The sequence below is a fragment of the Actinomycetospora sp. C-140 genome (assembly GCF_054796175.1).
Map to the genome: position 1 here is coordinate 159,851 of NZ_JBTWNF010000013.1, position 12,956 is coordinate 172,806.

Genomic DNA, 12,956 nt, shown 5'->3' on the forward strand with positions numbered 1-12,956 from the left:
CTAGGGCGTCGGGCGGTGCGCCATCCCGTCGAGCAGCAGGGTGAGGTAGCGCGGCCAGCGTCCCGAGTCGTGCTCCGCGGTGACGACCGCCATGTGCACGATCACCGGGAGGTCGGCGGGCTCGAGGTCGGCGCGGACCACGCCGGCCGCCTGCCCGCGCGCCAGCAGCTCACCGAGCGGGGCGAGCGTGCGGGCCGTCAGCTCGGGGGTGAACGCACCGGTCGCCTTCGCCGCCGTGAGCAGCCCGCGGTGGCGGGTGACACCGTCGACGAGGCCCTCGAGCACGCCGGTCAGCGCCGCCCACGGGTCCTCGACGTCGGCGGCGTGGGCGAGCAGCGGCTCGACGGACTCGGCGACGTAGTCCTCGAGCACCGCCGCCACGAGCTCGTCGCGCCCCGCGAAGCGGCGGTAGAGCGTCGACGGCGCCACCCCGGCCCGGCGGGCGACCTCCTCGAGGGCGACCTCCGCCCCGCCGGCCTCGATCGCCGCGCGCGCGGCGGCGAGGATCGCGGCGTGGTTGCGGGCGGCGTCGGCGCGCAGGCGCCGGTCGGGACGCAGCACCGGCTGTGCCGTCGAACCCGACGTCGCGGACATCGGCGTCAGCCTAGGGGTCAGTCGTCGACGAGGCTCAGCGCGCCCGACGGGCACTGCGCGACGGCGTTGCGGACCTCGGTCTCCTGGTCGGGCGACGGGTGGTCCTCGAGCACCTCGACGATCGCGTCGTCGTCCTGGTCGAAGACGTCCTCGGCGGCGAGCACGCAGTTGCCCGCGCCGATGCAGATGTCCCGGTTGGCCTCGATCTTCACGGCGTTCTCCCTCGGTGGTGGTGGGTCACCAGGTGACGGGCAGCGCGCGCAGCCCGTGCACGAAGGTGGCCGAGCGGAACTCGACGTCCTCGAACGGTATGCCCGGTGCGAGCGTCGGGAAGCGCCGGAACAGGGCCGGGAACGCGACGGCCATCTCGGCGCGGGCCAGCGGGGCCCCGAGGCAGTGGTGCACACCGTGCCCGAACGCCACGTGCGGAGCGATCTCGCGGGTGACGTCGAGGTCGTCGGGGCGGTCGACGGCCGCGGGGTCGCGGTTGGCCGAGGGCAGCGAGAGCACGAGCAGCTCGCCCGCGGCGACCGGGACGTCGCCCACCGTCGTGTCCTGCCGCACGAGGCGAGGGACCCCGGAGTGCACGATCGACAGCCAGCGCAGCAGCTCCTCGATCGCGGGCGCAACCGCGCCGGGCTCGTCGCGCACGAGGGCGAGCTGGTCGGGCTCGCGCAGCAGGGCCAGCGTGCCCAGCCCGATCATGTTGGCCGTCGTCTCGTGCCCGGCGATGAGCAGCAGCGACGCGATGCCGATGAGCTCGGCCCGCGTGAGGTCGTCGCCGTGCTCGCGGATGAGCATGCCGAGCATGTCGTCGCCGGGGTCGGCCCACGCGCGATCGACGAGCTCGCCCATGTAGGCCCGCGACTCGGCGGCCACGCGCCCGCGCTCCTCGAGGGAGCGGCTGAGGTCGATCTGGCGGGCCGCGCGGCCCTGGAACTCCTCGCGGTCCTCGTACGGGACGCCCAGCAGCTCGCAGATCACCAGGCTCGGGACGGGCAGGGCGAACGCGCTCACCAGATCCGCGGGAGGCCCGGCGGCCGCCATGGCGTCGAGGTGGTCGTCGACGATCTCGGTGATCCGCGGCTCGAGGCGACGGATGCGCTTGACCGTGAACTCGCCGGTCAGCAGCCGGCGCAGGCGGGTGTGCTCGGGCGGGTCGGTACCGAGCAGGTTGCCGACGCGCCGGTCGCCCTCGCCGTCGGGCGACGGGAGCGGCGGGAGGCTGTCGTTGGAGAAACGCTGGGCATCGCCGAGGACCTCCCGCACGTCGGCGTAGCGGGTCACCAACCGCGCCGCCATGCCCAGGGGGGTCCGGAACTCCGGGAGGCCCGGCTCGTCGCGGGTGGCCTGGGTGTCGGGCAGCGGGGAGAAGCCGTCGCGCTGCATGTGGCGCGGGATCCGCGGCGGGCCCTGCTCGGTGGTGGTGCTCATGTCGCTCCCGTCCTCGGGGTCGGACGCCGCCGACCGTACCCCTAAATGGGAGAGAACTGCCATTTACGTCGATCTCACGTCTGCGGATCGGCCCGGGCGGATAGTCGGGGGGCATGAGCGGAGCGAACGGTGAGCGCGTCGTCCTCGTGACCGGGGCGGGCCGCGGGCTCGGGGTCGAGATCGCGCGCCAGCTGGTCGACGCCGGCGTGTCGGTGGTCGTCGGCGCGCGCGACCCCGAGGCGGGCGCGTCGACGGCGAAGGAGCTCGGCGACCGGGCGTGGCCGCTGACCCTCGACGTCACCGATCCCGCGTCGGTGCAGGCCGCGGTGGAGGCCGTGGACCGCCGCCACGGGCGGCTCGACGCGCTGGTGAACAACGCGGCCGCGCACTTCGACCCCGGCACCGACCCCGTCACCGAGGACCTGTCGGTCGCCGACGGGGCGTGGCGGACCAACGTCCTCGCGCCGTGGCGGCTGACCCAGGCGTTCGTGCCGCTGCTGCGCGCCGGGCACGACGCGGTGGTCGTCAACGTGACCAGCAGCCTCGGCTCGCTGACGGGGATGGGCGCGCACTCCCCCGCCTACAGCGTCTCGAAGGCCGGGATCAACGCGCTGACCCGCGTGTTCGCCGACGCCCTGACCCGCGACGGCATCGCGGTGCACGCGGTGTCACCGGGCTGGACCGCCACCGACATGGGCGGCGCGGGCGGGCGTCCGGTCGCCGACGGGGCGGCGGGCATCGTCGACGTCGTCCGCTCCCCCGGCTCGTTCCCCTCCGGCTCGTTCCTCCAGGACGGCCGGCACGTCCCGTGGTGAGCATCGGTATGTGAGCGAACTTTGGGCCTATAGGCCCAAAGTTCGCTCACATACCCCGGGCCGTGTCCACGAAGTGCGCCACGGCGGGCGAGCGGTCAGAGGTGCGCCAGGCGACCTGCAGGGCGATCATCGGGACGTCGCCGGAGAGCGGGCGGAACTCCACGCCCGGCAGGCGCAGGTTCGCGTAGTACGCCGGCTGCAGCGACACCCCGAGGCCCGCGGCGACCAGCCCCAGCTGGGTCTCGATGTCGGCACCCTCGGCCACGATGCGCGGGCTGAACCCGTGCTCGCGGCAGTAGGCCGTGATGATGTCGAAGAACGCCATGCCCAGCGGACGCGGCCAGAGCACGAACGGCTCCTCGGCGAGCGACTCCGGCGTCACCTCGGTCTGCGCGGACAGCGGGTGGTCGCCGGGCAGCGCGACGATCAGCGGCTCGGAGACGAGGTGCTCCACCGACACCGCGGCGGTCGGCGAGGCGGCCCGCACCAGGCCGACGTCGAGGCGGCCGTCGGCGAGCGCGACCAGCTGCGCCGCGGTGTCCTGCTGGGAGACCTCGAGCTGCAGGTCGGGGAACGACGCCCGCATCGCCCGCAGGATCCGCGGGGTGATCGAGGCCAGGGCCGTGCCGACCGACCCGACGACCAGCAGCCCCACCGCCCCGTTCGCCGCCTGGCTCACGAGCGACTGGGCCCGCTCGGCCTCGAAGAGCACCCGCGGCGCCGCGTCGAGCAGCACCCTCCCGGCGGGGGTGAGCTCGGTGGCCCGGCTCGTGCGGTCGAACAGCGCCGCACCGAGGTTCTTCTCCAGCAGGCGGATCTGCTGCGAGAGCGCGGGCTGGCTGACGTGCAGGCGCCGGGCCGCGCGGCTGAAGTGCAGCTCCGAGGCCACGGTGAGGAACACCCGCAGCTGGCGCAGCTCGACGTCCATGGCGACGATCCTGCCCGCCGCCGGGCATAAGTCGCAGCTGATGACAGCAGTGGCAGGGTCGATCGCGGATCCGCACCACGCGCGCCGCCCGGCGAGCAGGGTCGGAAGGGCACATCCGAGACCCACCCCGGAGCGACACCGTGCCCCACCCCGAACTCCGCTACGTCGTCATCGGCTGCGGAGGCCTCGGCTCCGCCGCGACCTACTGGCTCTCCCGCGCCGTCGGAGGCCGGGTCCTGGCCCTCGAGCGCCACGCGCTGGGCCACGACCACGGCGCCAGCCAGGACCACTCGCGGATCATCCGCTACGCCCAGCACCAGGACGCCTACGCCGCGCTCGCCCCGGCCGCCTACGCCGCCTGGCGCGACGTCGAGCGCGTCTCCGCCCAGCCGCTCGTCACCGAGACCGGCGGCCTCGTCATCGAGGACGTCGAGAGCCGCCAGGGGCTCACCACGGGCGGCCGCGACATCGGCGGCTACGCGGCCGTCGCCGACCGGCACGGCGTCGACTTCGAGCTGCTCGACGCCCGCGCCGTCGAGCGCCGCTGGCCGCAGTTCCACCTCACCGGCACCGAGCAGGCCTTCTACCAGCGCCGCACCGGCATCGTCGACGCCCGCCGCGCCAACGCCACGCACGTCGCCCTCGCCCGCGGGCACGGCGCGGAGGTCCGCGAGCACAGCCCCGTGCGCGCGCTGCGGCCGTGCCGCGACCACGTCGAGGTCGTGCTCGACGACGAGGTGATCCGCGCCGAGCACGTCGTCGTCGCCGCCGACGCCCGCACCAACGAGGTGCTCGAGGGCGTCGGCGACCCCCTGCCCCTGACCGTCCTGCAGGAGCAGGTCACGTACTACGCGACGCCGCACCTGCTCGACTTCTCGCCCGACCGCTTCCCGGTGTTCATGTGGCACGGCTCGGACAACTTCTACGGCTTCCCCGTCTACGGCGAGGTCGCCACCAAGCTCGGCCAGCACATGGGCGGCCACGAGGTCACCGCCGACACCCGCACGTACGACCCGGACCCGTTGCGCCGCAAGCGCCAGGAGGCGTTCCTCGCCGAGCACGTCCCGGGCTTCGGGGGGCCCGAGCTGTACACGAAGACCTGCCTGTACACGATCCCGCCGGACCAGCACTACGTGATCGACACCGTGCCCGGCGAGCCGCGCGTCAGCGTCGCCGTCGGGGCCGGGCACGCGTTCAAGTTCGCCTCGCTGATCGGGCGCATCCTGGCCGACCTCGCGACCACCGGCGCCACCCGGCACCCGATCGCGACGTTCGCCCTCGACCGCCCCGCCCTGACCGACCCGACCTGGGGGCGCGCCTTCCATGTCTGACCTGCCGACCCGCTCCCCCGGCTGGTCGCTGCCGCAGGCGGCCTACACCGACCCCGACCTCTACGACGCCGACCTCGACCGCGTCTTCGCCGCCCACTGGCTCTTCGCCGGCCACACCGCGGAGCTCGACGAGCCCGGCCGCTACCTCACCGTCGACGTCGGGCGCGACCGCGTGATCGTCGTCCGCGGCGAGGACGGCGCCGTGCACGCCCACCACGACGTCTGCGCGCACCGGGGCTCGCGGGTGACGTCGGAGCCGCGAGGCCGGGTGAAGGCGTTCGTCTGCCCCTACCACCAGTGGGTCTACGGGCTGGACGGGACGCTGCGCTCGGCACGGCTCATGGGCGACTGCTTCGCGACGGCGTCCTACCGGCTCGCGCCGGTCGCCGTCCGCGAGACCGCGGGCCTGGTGTTCGTCTGCCTCGCCGACGAGCCGCCCGCGTTCGAGCCCTTCGCCGCAGCCCTCGAGCCCCGGCTCGGGCCCCACGGGCTCGCCGACGCGCGCATCGCCGTGCGCCACCACTACCGCGTGGCGGCGAACTGGAAGACGCTCGTGGAGAACAACCGCGAGTGCTACCACTGCGCCGGCAGCCACCCCGAGTTCTCGCTGTCGAACTTCGACGTCGGCGTGCACGGCGACGTGCGCACCAACCCCCGCTACGACCGCGCCCTCGCCGAGGCGCGCGCCCACTGGAGCGCCCAGGGTCTGCCCGCCGAGGACGTCAGCTTCCCCGGCGGCGCCTGGTACCGGATCGCGCGGCTGCCGCTGCGCGAGGGCTACGTCAGCGAGACGCTCGACGGACAGCCGCTGGCCCCGCCGATGGGGACGCTCTCCGACCCCGACGTCGGCAGCCTGCGGGTGGTGTCGCTGCCCAACATGTGGGGGCACGCCAACGCCGACTACGCGATGACGACGCGCCTGACCCCCGTCGACGTCGCGACCACCGACGTCGAGCTCTGCTTCCTCGTCGCCCGCGACGCGGTGGTCGACGAGGACGATCTCGCCGCGGTCTGGCGCGCGACCTCGGAGCAGGACTGGGAGCTCTGCGAACGCAACTACGCGGGCATCGCGTCCCGCGGTTACCGTCCGGGACCGCTCTCGCCGGTCGTCGAGGCCTCCGTCGAGTCGTTCCTCGACTGGTACGTCGACGCCCTCGGGGGCGCCGCGCGCGCGGCCTGACCCGTTCCGCGACCCGCGAACCTCCCCGGCTCGGGTGATTGAAGTGACGCATGTGGGTGACAAGACTGCCTGCTGCGGTCGCCGAGATCGAGACTCGACGCCGTTGTCCACAGCGAGGGGCGGGGACGGACATGGGCTGGCGACCGGTGGTGGCGGGGCTGCTCGGCGGCGTGCTGGTGAGCACCGCGCTGGTGCTCGGTGCGGGGCCGGCGGCGGCGGGCCTGCCCGCCGGGAGCCCGGCGAGCGGCGGCGACGGGACGCGACGCGTCGCCCTCGGCGACTCGTGGGCCGCGGGCACCGCGGCGGGCGGGATCGAGGCGGAGTCCGGGCCGTGCCGACGCAGCACGCTCGCCTACGCCCCGCTGCTCGCCCGCGCCGCCGGGGACACCGCGTGGACGTCGCGGGCCTGCGCGTCGGCGTCGAACAGCGCCGGCAACGGGCAGTTCACCTCGCTCGAGGCGGGCACCGAGGTCGTCACCGCGACCGTCGGAGGCGACGCGACGGGGCTCGGGACCCTCGCCGCGGCCTGCTCGACCGCCGGCACGCCGGCCCGCTGCGACGCCGCGGCCGCCCGCTTCGACAAGGCGGTCACGGCGCTGCCCCGCGCCCTGGACTCCTCGCTCGCCGACATCCGCAGCCGGGCGCCCCGCGCCGCGGTCACGTTCACCGGCTACCCCTTGATCGCCGAGGGCCAGGCGTGCCCGAAGGGCCCCGCGGACGCGGCCCGGGCGGCGCGCGTCGACGACGCGGTCAACCGGCTGGACACCGTGCTCGCCGACCGCGTCGCCGCCGCCGGGATGCGCTTCGTCGACGTCCGGGCCGCCTTCGCCGGGCACGGCGTGTGCAGCCAGGCCCCGTGGCTGACGTCGCTGACCGACAGCGAGGCGCTGCTCGCCGGCGGCCCGTCCGCCGAGGGCCACGCGCTCGGCGTGCTCTCCGCCCTCGCCGCGGCCGGACCCACCGCCCCGCCGGCGGCGACCCCGACACCCACGGCGCCGAGCGAGCCGTCCGACGGCCGTGCGTTCGCCGACCTGGAGGCACCGCTCTTCGCCGGCTGATGTCAGCGGTGGGCCACCGCTGACACGTCGCGTCCGAAGCGCCACACGCTCGACCGTCACCCCGGGACGTCGGGCGCACAGGTCGCGGGCGGCCCTCAGCCGAACACCTCGAACGCGAGGCGCGCCGGGCCGTCGCCGCCGGTGGTCATCAGGACGATCTCCCGCGCCTGCTCGGCGACGGGCCGGGGATCGAGCGCCGAGAGGTAGGCGTGCTGCTCGGCGAGCGAGGCGATCGCCGCCTCCCGCCACCCGGTGACGTCGACGGCGTGCGTCGGCTCGGTGGACGCGGCCACGGCGATGTGCCGCACCCCGTTCCACGGCTCGAACCCGTCGTCGACGAGCTCGGGGAAGACCCAGCGGTTCCCCGCGTCGCCGACGGCGTCGATGGTCGCGCGGCCGACGGCACGGTGGTCGGCGCTGTTCCACGCCCCGGGCCCGAAGGTGTCGCGGTGGCTCGGGACGACGACCAGCTCGGGGCGGGCGCGCCGGATCTCCCGCGCGAGGTCGCGGCGGAGGTCGAGGCCCTCGACGACCATGCCGTCGCGGTGACCGAGGAAGCGGACGTCGTGCACGCCGACCGCGGCCGCGCTGCGCCGTTCCTCGTCCTCGCGCACGGGGCCCGCCTTCTCCGGCGGCATGTCGTGGATCCCGGCCTCGCCGCGGGTGACGAGCACGTACGACACCGGACGCCCGCCCGCGGTCCACGCGGCGACGGCCGCGGCGGTGCCGTACTCGAGGTCGTCGGGGTGCGCGGCGATCGCCAGCACGGACGACCAGTCGTCGGGCAGGGCGGGCAGGGCGGTGGTCATGCCGACAGCGTGGGACCTCGACCATCGTCGAGGTCAAGCCGCGGTGTGACCGCGCCGCCCGTCGGGCACCTCTCCCCGACCGCACCCGGACGGGGGACGAGCCTGTGACCAGTGCAGATGCCGACGAACGCGGTGGGACGGGCACGATCGGGGGCGAATCCGACACGCGCAGCGCCGACCGGGGGCTGCGCAAGGATCTCGGGTTCTGGTCGCTGCTGGCCGCCGGGCTCGGCAGCGTCATCGGGTCCGGCTGGCTCTTCTCCTCGCTCTACGCCGCCCAGGACGCCGGGCCGGCGGCGATGCTCGCCTGGGTGGTCGGCGGCGGGCTGATGCTCTGCGTGGCGCTGGTGTTCGCCGAGCTGGGCATGACCAAGCCCGAGTCCGGTGGTCTCGTGCGCTACCCGATGTACTCCCACGGCGGGCTCGCCGCCGGCATCGTGGGCTGGGCGAACTGGATCAGCTACGTCGGCAACCCGCCGACCGAGGCCGCCGGCGTCGTGCAGTACGCCTCGGCCTACCTGCCCGGCGTGTACGACGGCGAGCAGCTCACCGGCCTCGGCGTCCTGCTCGCGGTCGTCCTCATGGCGGGCTTCGTCGCCCTCAACTGGTTCGGCGTGCGGCTCTTCGCGCGCGCCAACACCGCCGCCACCGCGATCAAGGTCCTGATCCCGGTGGCGACGATCGTCCTGCTGATCGCCAGCGGGTTCGACACCACCAACCTCACCGACCACGGCGGCCTCGCCCCGTACGGCTGGGGCGCGGCGCTGGGCAGCATCGCGACGGCCGGCATGGTCTTCGCCTACACCGGCTTCCGCAACGTCGTGGAGCTCTCCGGCGAGGCCCGGGACCCGCGCCGCACCGTCCCCCGTGCCCTCATCGCCACCATCGTCATCACGATCGTGCTCTACCTCGGGCTGCAGCTCGCCTTCCTCGGCGCGGTGCCCGACGGTGCGCTGGCCGGCGGCTGGCACGGGGTCAACTTCGACTCGCCGTTCGCCGACCTCGCGATGGTCCTCGGTCTGACCTGGCTGTCGTGGACGCTGATCGCCGACTCGATGATCTCCCCGTCCGGCTCCGGGATCGTGTTCACCGCCGCCAACGCCCGCAACGTGTTCGGCCTGGCCAAGAACGGGTTCTTCCCCCGTCGGCTCGTCGCGCTCAACGCCCGGGGCGTGCCGGCCCGCGCGCTGGCGGTCAACTTCGTCGTCGGGCTCGCGTACCTGCTGCCGCTGCCGAGCTGGCACGCGATCATCTCGGTGACCGGGTCGATCGCGGCGTTCACCTTCCAGATCGGCGCGGTCTCGCTCGTCGCGTTCCGCAACGCCGGACTGACGGCGCCCGACACCCGACTGCGCGGCATGCGGCTCGTCGCGCCGCTCGCGTTCGTCGTGTCCTCGCTGATCATCTTCTGGGTCTCGTGGTCGAAGCTCTGGATCGCGATGATCATCGTCGCCCTCGGCGTCGTCGCCTACGCCGTGACGTGGGCGCGCGCCGGCCGCGGCACCGCCGAGCTGGTCGGCGGGGCCTGGCTCGTCGTCTACCTCGTCGGGATCACGGGGCTGTCGGCGATCGGCAGCTTCGACGGCGCCGGCTGGATCCCGGCGCCCTGGGACAGCGTCGTCGTCGCGGCGTTCTCCCTGGGCGTCTACGCCTGGGGCGCGTCGGCCGGGACCTCCTACATGCGGGCGCGGCCGGAGATGGTCGCCCGGCTGCGGGCCGAGGCCGACGCCGACCGCGCCGGGTGATCAGTCGAGCCGCGCGGCCAGGCGCTTCGGGGCGATGACGCGATAGGCGTCGGTGACGACCGCCCGCACCTCGTCCCAGTCCGGCCCGCCGGGCTCGACGTCGAGGCGCAGGCCGAGCCACCCGCGGTGGCCCACGTACGGCGGGACGAAGAACCGGTCGGGCTCGGCGTCGACCATCTCCTCCTGCACGCCCACGGGCGCGGCGATCCAGAGCGCGAGGTGCTCGTCGCCGTGGTGGCGCCCGACGTAGCTCGCGAACATCTTGCGCACGAACCAGCTCGGTGACCCGTGGCTGATCTTCTCGGTCGCCTCGGGCAGCGCGAGGCAGACCTCACGCAGGTGCGCGACGAGCCGCTCCTCCTCCACGGCGAGCATCGTGCCTACAGGAGCAGCGAGCCCACCAGGGTCGCGAGCACGAAGGCGGCCAGCACGATCAGGGTCATGATCCGCAGCCAGGGCCGGTGGGTCGCGACGCCCGGCTCGGAGGCGCCGTCGGTCGAGTCGCGGGCGTCGAGACGTTCGGTGGGCTCGCTCATCGGGTCCTCCCGGACGCGGGCCTGGAATCGGACACTCGACAGGTTATCGCCCGTCGGAAGCGCCGTGACGACCGGTGGACCGCGGCTCGCCCCGCCGCGCGGCGACGGGGTCCTCGACGGCGGCGCGGTGCCGCGGCGCGCGGGGCGCGGGCACGGCGCCCTCGGGGGCGCGGGGCGTCACGGGCAGCGGGCCCGAGACCGGCGAGGCCGACGGCACCGGGATCCGGTCCGGCAGAGGTCCCGACAGGGGGTCGGGCAGCGGGTCCGACAGCGGGTCCGGGCGCACCGGCCCGCCCGCGACGCGCGGCTGACCGTAGGGCGGTGTGGGGCGCGGGCGCTTGCGGCTGGTGACGTCCGACCCGCCCGCCGCTGTCCGGCCGCGCGCCGGACCGAACGAGAGCGCCGACGCGAGCCCGGGATCGCCGGACACGGCCCGCAGGACGGGGCGCGCCGTCGCGGGCTCCCGGCCCGCCGTGGGTGTCAGCGGCGACGACACCGCGCCGCTCGCGCGGACGGTGAACGCGTCGGTCGTCGCGTCGGCGACGGGCGCGGGCGCCGGTGCGACCGCAGGAGCGGAGGCGGCGGTGACGGCAGCGGGCGCTGGACCGGCGGCGGACGCGGGACCGGCGGCGGGGGCAGAGGTGGCCGTCGCGGGAGCGGGGCGCGCGGGGCGACGTGCACGGATCGCCACGCGCACGGGCTCGCCAGGCACCACCTCGGTGCGAGCGGCACGGTCCGCAGGCCGCGCGGCCTCTCGATCATGCGCACCGTGCTCCTGGGCCACCGCGCCGGCGCGCGGCCGTGGCCGGGCGGGGCGCACCGGGACCGGCACGATCTCCTCGACCGGCGCCGGGAGGGGCGCCGGGGCCGCGGGCGCGCGACGGCCCCGCAGGTGCTGGGCGGCCGCGGAGAACAGGTAGAGCAGGCCGACGAGGGTCCAGAAGGCGACGATCACCAGCTGCACGACCGTCGGGGGATCGCTGAGCATCGCGATCTGCACCCCGGCGACGGCCAGGCCGGCCACGCCGAGCACGAGGGCGAACCGCGACCGGGTCGTCAGCTGCCACCGGGGCCTCGCACGCTCTCGCGCCACGCACACCTCACAGACCGCACCGAAACGGACACACCGAGGGAGGCCGCATCGCCCTCCCGCGTGCTGCATCGGACGCGGGGGGCGAAACGTAACGGTCAGGTCGCGGCCTGACAGGTCGCGCACCAGAACAGGTTCCGGCTCGCGTGCGACCGGCGCTGGATCTCCGTCCCGCACACGCGGCACGGCTGGCCCGTCCGGCGGTACACGTACACCTGACGGCCGCGCCCGGTGCGATCTTCGGGCCGAACGGTGTGGATCCCGCCACGTCGCACGCCGTCGGCGAGCAGCGCGACGAGGTCCGCCCACACCGCGTCCCACCGCTCGCGCCCCAGCGAGCGGCCGGGCAGGAGCGGATCGAGACCGTGCCGGAAGAGCACCTCGGCGCGGTAGACGTTGCCGACGCCCGCGATCACCGACTGGTCCATGAGCAGCGTCGCGAGCGGCGCCCGCGACCGGGAGATCCGCCGCCACGCGGTCTCGGGGTCGGTGTCGCGCCGCAGCGGGTCGGCGCCCAGCCGGGAACGCAGCCCCTCGACCTCGCCCTCGGTGAGCACCTCGCAGGCGATGGGTCCGCGCAGGTCGGCCCAGTGGGTCGGGCCGACCATGCGCATCCGCACCTGCCCGCGCGGCGGCGTCACCTCGCCGGCGCTCAGCGAGAACTTGCCGTAGAGCCCGAGGTGGACGTGCACCACGAGGTCGTCGGCGTAGACGTGGAACAGGTGCTTGCCGTGGGCGTCGGCGGACTGCAGCACGCGCCCGTCGACCAGCTCGGCGTCGCGCGCGAACCGCCCCTGCGGCGACGTGATCGACACGGGGGTGCCCACGAACCGCTGGGTGTGGGTCCGCACCAGGCGGCGGATCGTGTGGCCTTCGGGCACGGGCCTGCCTACCCCGGCGCCGCGGGCGTCAGTCCTGCGGCAGCGCCGGCGGCTCGCCCGTCTGCTCGTAGGCGGTGAGCATGTCGATGCGGCGCTGGTGTCGCCCGCCCTCGAACGCCGTGGCGAGGAACGCGGAGACGATCTCGGTCGCCTGGTCGGCGGTGTGCATCCGCGCGCCGACGGCGACGACCTGCGCGTTGTTGTGCTTGCGGGCGAGCTGGGCGGTCTCGACGCTCCACGCGAGCGCGGCGCGGCAGCCCGGCACCTTGTTCGCCGCGATCTGCTCGCCGTTGCCCGACCCGCCGATCACCACGCCGAGGCTGCCCGGCTCGCCGACCGTGCGGAGCCCCGTCGCGACGCAGTACGGCGGGTAGTCGTCGTTCGGGTCGAGCTCCTCCGGGCCGACGTCGACGACGTCGTGGCCGGCCCGGGCCAGCTCGCGCAGCAGATGGGCCTTGAGGTCGAACCCGGCGTGGTCCGATCCGAGGAAGACGCGCACGATGCGCAGTGTGGCAGGTGTGACACGGGCCGCCGACAGGCCCGCGATCAGGGGCT

At 74.9% G+C, this 12,956-nt stretch carries 15 protein-coding genes; 5 read left to right on the forward strand and 10 right to left on the reverse strand.

Annotation, left to right across the window (positions count from 1 at the left end):
* From ACR9E3_RS21550 to ACR9E3_RS21560, 3 genes are read right to left on the reverse strand one after another with little or no spacing between them, the layout of a single operon-like run.
* On the reverse strand, window positions 1-594 hold the full coding sequence (locus tag ACR9E3_RS21550) for a TetR/AcrR family transcriptional regulator (protein ID WP_460382571.1): 594 nt from the start codon (window positions 592-594) through the stop codon (window positions 1-3).
* A 17-nt stretch (window positions 595-611) separates the two neighbouring features.
* Window positions 612-806 carry a ferredoxin gene (locus ACR9E3_RS21555; protein ID WP_285654279.1) on the reverse strand — a complete coding sequence of 65 codons (195 nt, stop codon included), beginning with the start codon at window positions 804-806 and terminating at the stop codon, window positions 612-614.
* Window positions 807-831: 25 nt separating this feature from the next.
* Entirely contained in the window at window positions 832-2,028 is a 1,197-nt protein-coding gene (locus ACR9E3_RS21560) for a cytochrome P450 (protein ID WP_460382572.1), read from the reverse strand.
* A gap of 113 nt (window positions 2,029-2,141) precedes the next feature.
* Here ACR9E3_RS21560 and ACR9E3_RS21565 point away from each other — a divergent pair, with 113 nt between their 5' ends.
* Window positions 2,142-2,843 (forward strand): SDR family NAD(P)-dependent oxidoreductase, encoded by a 702-nt coding sequence (locus ACR9E3_RS21565; protein WP_460382573.1) that lies wholly within the window; start codon window positions 2,142-2,144, stop codon window positions 2,841-2,843.
* Between the two features lie 46 nt (window positions 2,844-2,889).
* Here ACR9E3_RS21565 and ACR9E3_RS21570 read toward each other — a convergent pair whose 3' ends face one another.
* A complete protein-coding gene (locus ACR9E3_RS21570; protein ID WP_460382574.1) occupies window positions 2,890-3,771 on the reverse strand; it encodes a LysR family transcriptional regulator in 882 nt (293 codons plus the stop codon).
* A gap of 140 nt (window positions 3,772-3,911) precedes the next feature.
* On the opposite strand from ACR9E3_RS21570, the gene solA reads away from it, so the two are divergent.
* The 3 genes from solA to ACR9E3_RS21585 all read left to right on the forward strand — a co-directional run bounded on the left by solA (window position 3,912) and on the right by ACR9E3_RS21585 (window position 7,340).
* The gene (gene solA, locus ACR9E3_RS21575; protein WP_460382575.1) at window positions 3,912-5,102 is read left to right on the forward strand and encodes an N-methyl-L-tryptophan oxidase; all 1,191 of its coding nucleotides are present in this window, start codon (window positions 3,912-3,914) and stop codon (window positions 5,100-5,102) included.
* Window positions 5,095-6,282, forward strand: a complete 1,188-nt coding sequence (locus ACR9E3_RS21580; RefSeq protein ID WP_460382576.1) for an aromatic ring-hydroxylating oxygenase subunit alpha — start codon at window positions 5,095-5,097, stop codon at window positions 6,280-6,282. Before solA ends, ACR9E3_RS21580 begins: the two co-directional genes overlap by 8 nt.
* Window positions 6,283-6,413: 131 nt before the next feature.
* Window positions 6,414-7,340, forward strand: coding sequence for a GDSL-type esterase/lipase family protein (locus ACR9E3_RS21585; RefSeq protein ID WP_460382577.1), 927 nt, complete (start codon window positions 6,414-6,416; stop codon window positions 7,338-7,340).
* Between the two features lie 95 nt (window positions 7,341-7,435).
* On the opposite strand, the gene ACR9E3_RS21590 is transcribed toward ACR9E3_RS21585, so the two are convergent.
* Window positions 7,436-8,149 carry a PIG-L deacetylase family protein gene (locus ACR9E3_RS21590; RefSeq protein ID WP_460382578.1) on the reverse strand — a complete coding sequence of 238 codons (714 nt, stop codon included), beginning with the start codon at window positions 8,147-8,149 and terminating at the stop codon, window positions 7,436-7,438.
* A 104-nt stretch (window positions 8,150-8,253) separates the two neighbouring features.
* Here ACR9E3_RS21590 and ACR9E3_RS21595 point away from each other — a divergent pair, with 104 nt between their 5' ends.
* The gene (locus ACR9E3_RS21595; RefSeq protein ID WP_460382579.1) at window positions 8,254-9,894 is read left to right on the forward strand and encodes an APC family permease; all 1,641 of its coding nucleotides are present in this window, start codon (window positions 8,254-8,256) and stop codon (window positions 9,892-9,894) included.
* On the opposite strand, the gene ACR9E3_RS21600 is transcribed toward ACR9E3_RS21595, so the two are convergent.
* The 5 genes from ACR9E3_RS21600 to ACR9E3_RS21620 all read right to left on the reverse strand — a co-directional run bounded on the left by ACR9E3_RS21600 (window position 9,895) and on the right by ACR9E3_RS21620 (window position 12,900).
* A complete protein-coding gene (locus ACR9E3_RS21600; RefSeq protein ID WP_460382580.1) occupies window positions 9,895-10,260 on the reverse strand; it encodes an MmcQ/YjbR family DNA-binding protein in 366 nt (121 codons plus the stop codon).
* A 14-nt stretch (window positions 10,261-10,274) separates the two neighbouring features.
* A complete protein-coding gene (locus ACR9E3_RS21605) occupies window positions 10,275-10,430 on the reverse strand; it encodes a hypothetical protein (RefSeq protein WP_460382581.1) in 156 nt (51 codons plus the stop codon).
* A gap of 43 nt (window positions 10,431-10,473) precedes the next feature.
* Window positions 10,474-11,523: a hypothetical protein gene (locus tag ACR9E3_RS21610; RefSeq protein WP_460382582.1), complete on the reverse strand. Its 1,050-nt coding sequence runs from the start codon at window positions 11,521-11,523 to the stop codon at window positions 10,474-10,476.
* A gap of 95 nt (window positions 11,524-11,618) precedes the next feature.
* On the reverse strand, window positions 11,619-12,401 hold the full coding sequence (locus ACR9E3_RS21615) for an Fpg/Nei family DNA glycosylase (protein WP_460382583.1): 783 nt from the start codon (window positions 12,399-12,401) through the stop codon (window positions 11,619-11,621).
* A 28-nt stretch (window positions 12,402-12,429) separates the two neighbouring features.
* A complete protein-coding gene (locus tag ACR9E3_RS21620) occupies window positions 12,430-12,900 on the reverse strand; it encodes a ribose-5-phosphate isomerase (RefSeq protein WP_460382584.1) in 471 nt (156 codons plus the stop codon).
* Between the last annotated feature and the right edge of the window lie 56 nt (window positions 12,901-12,956).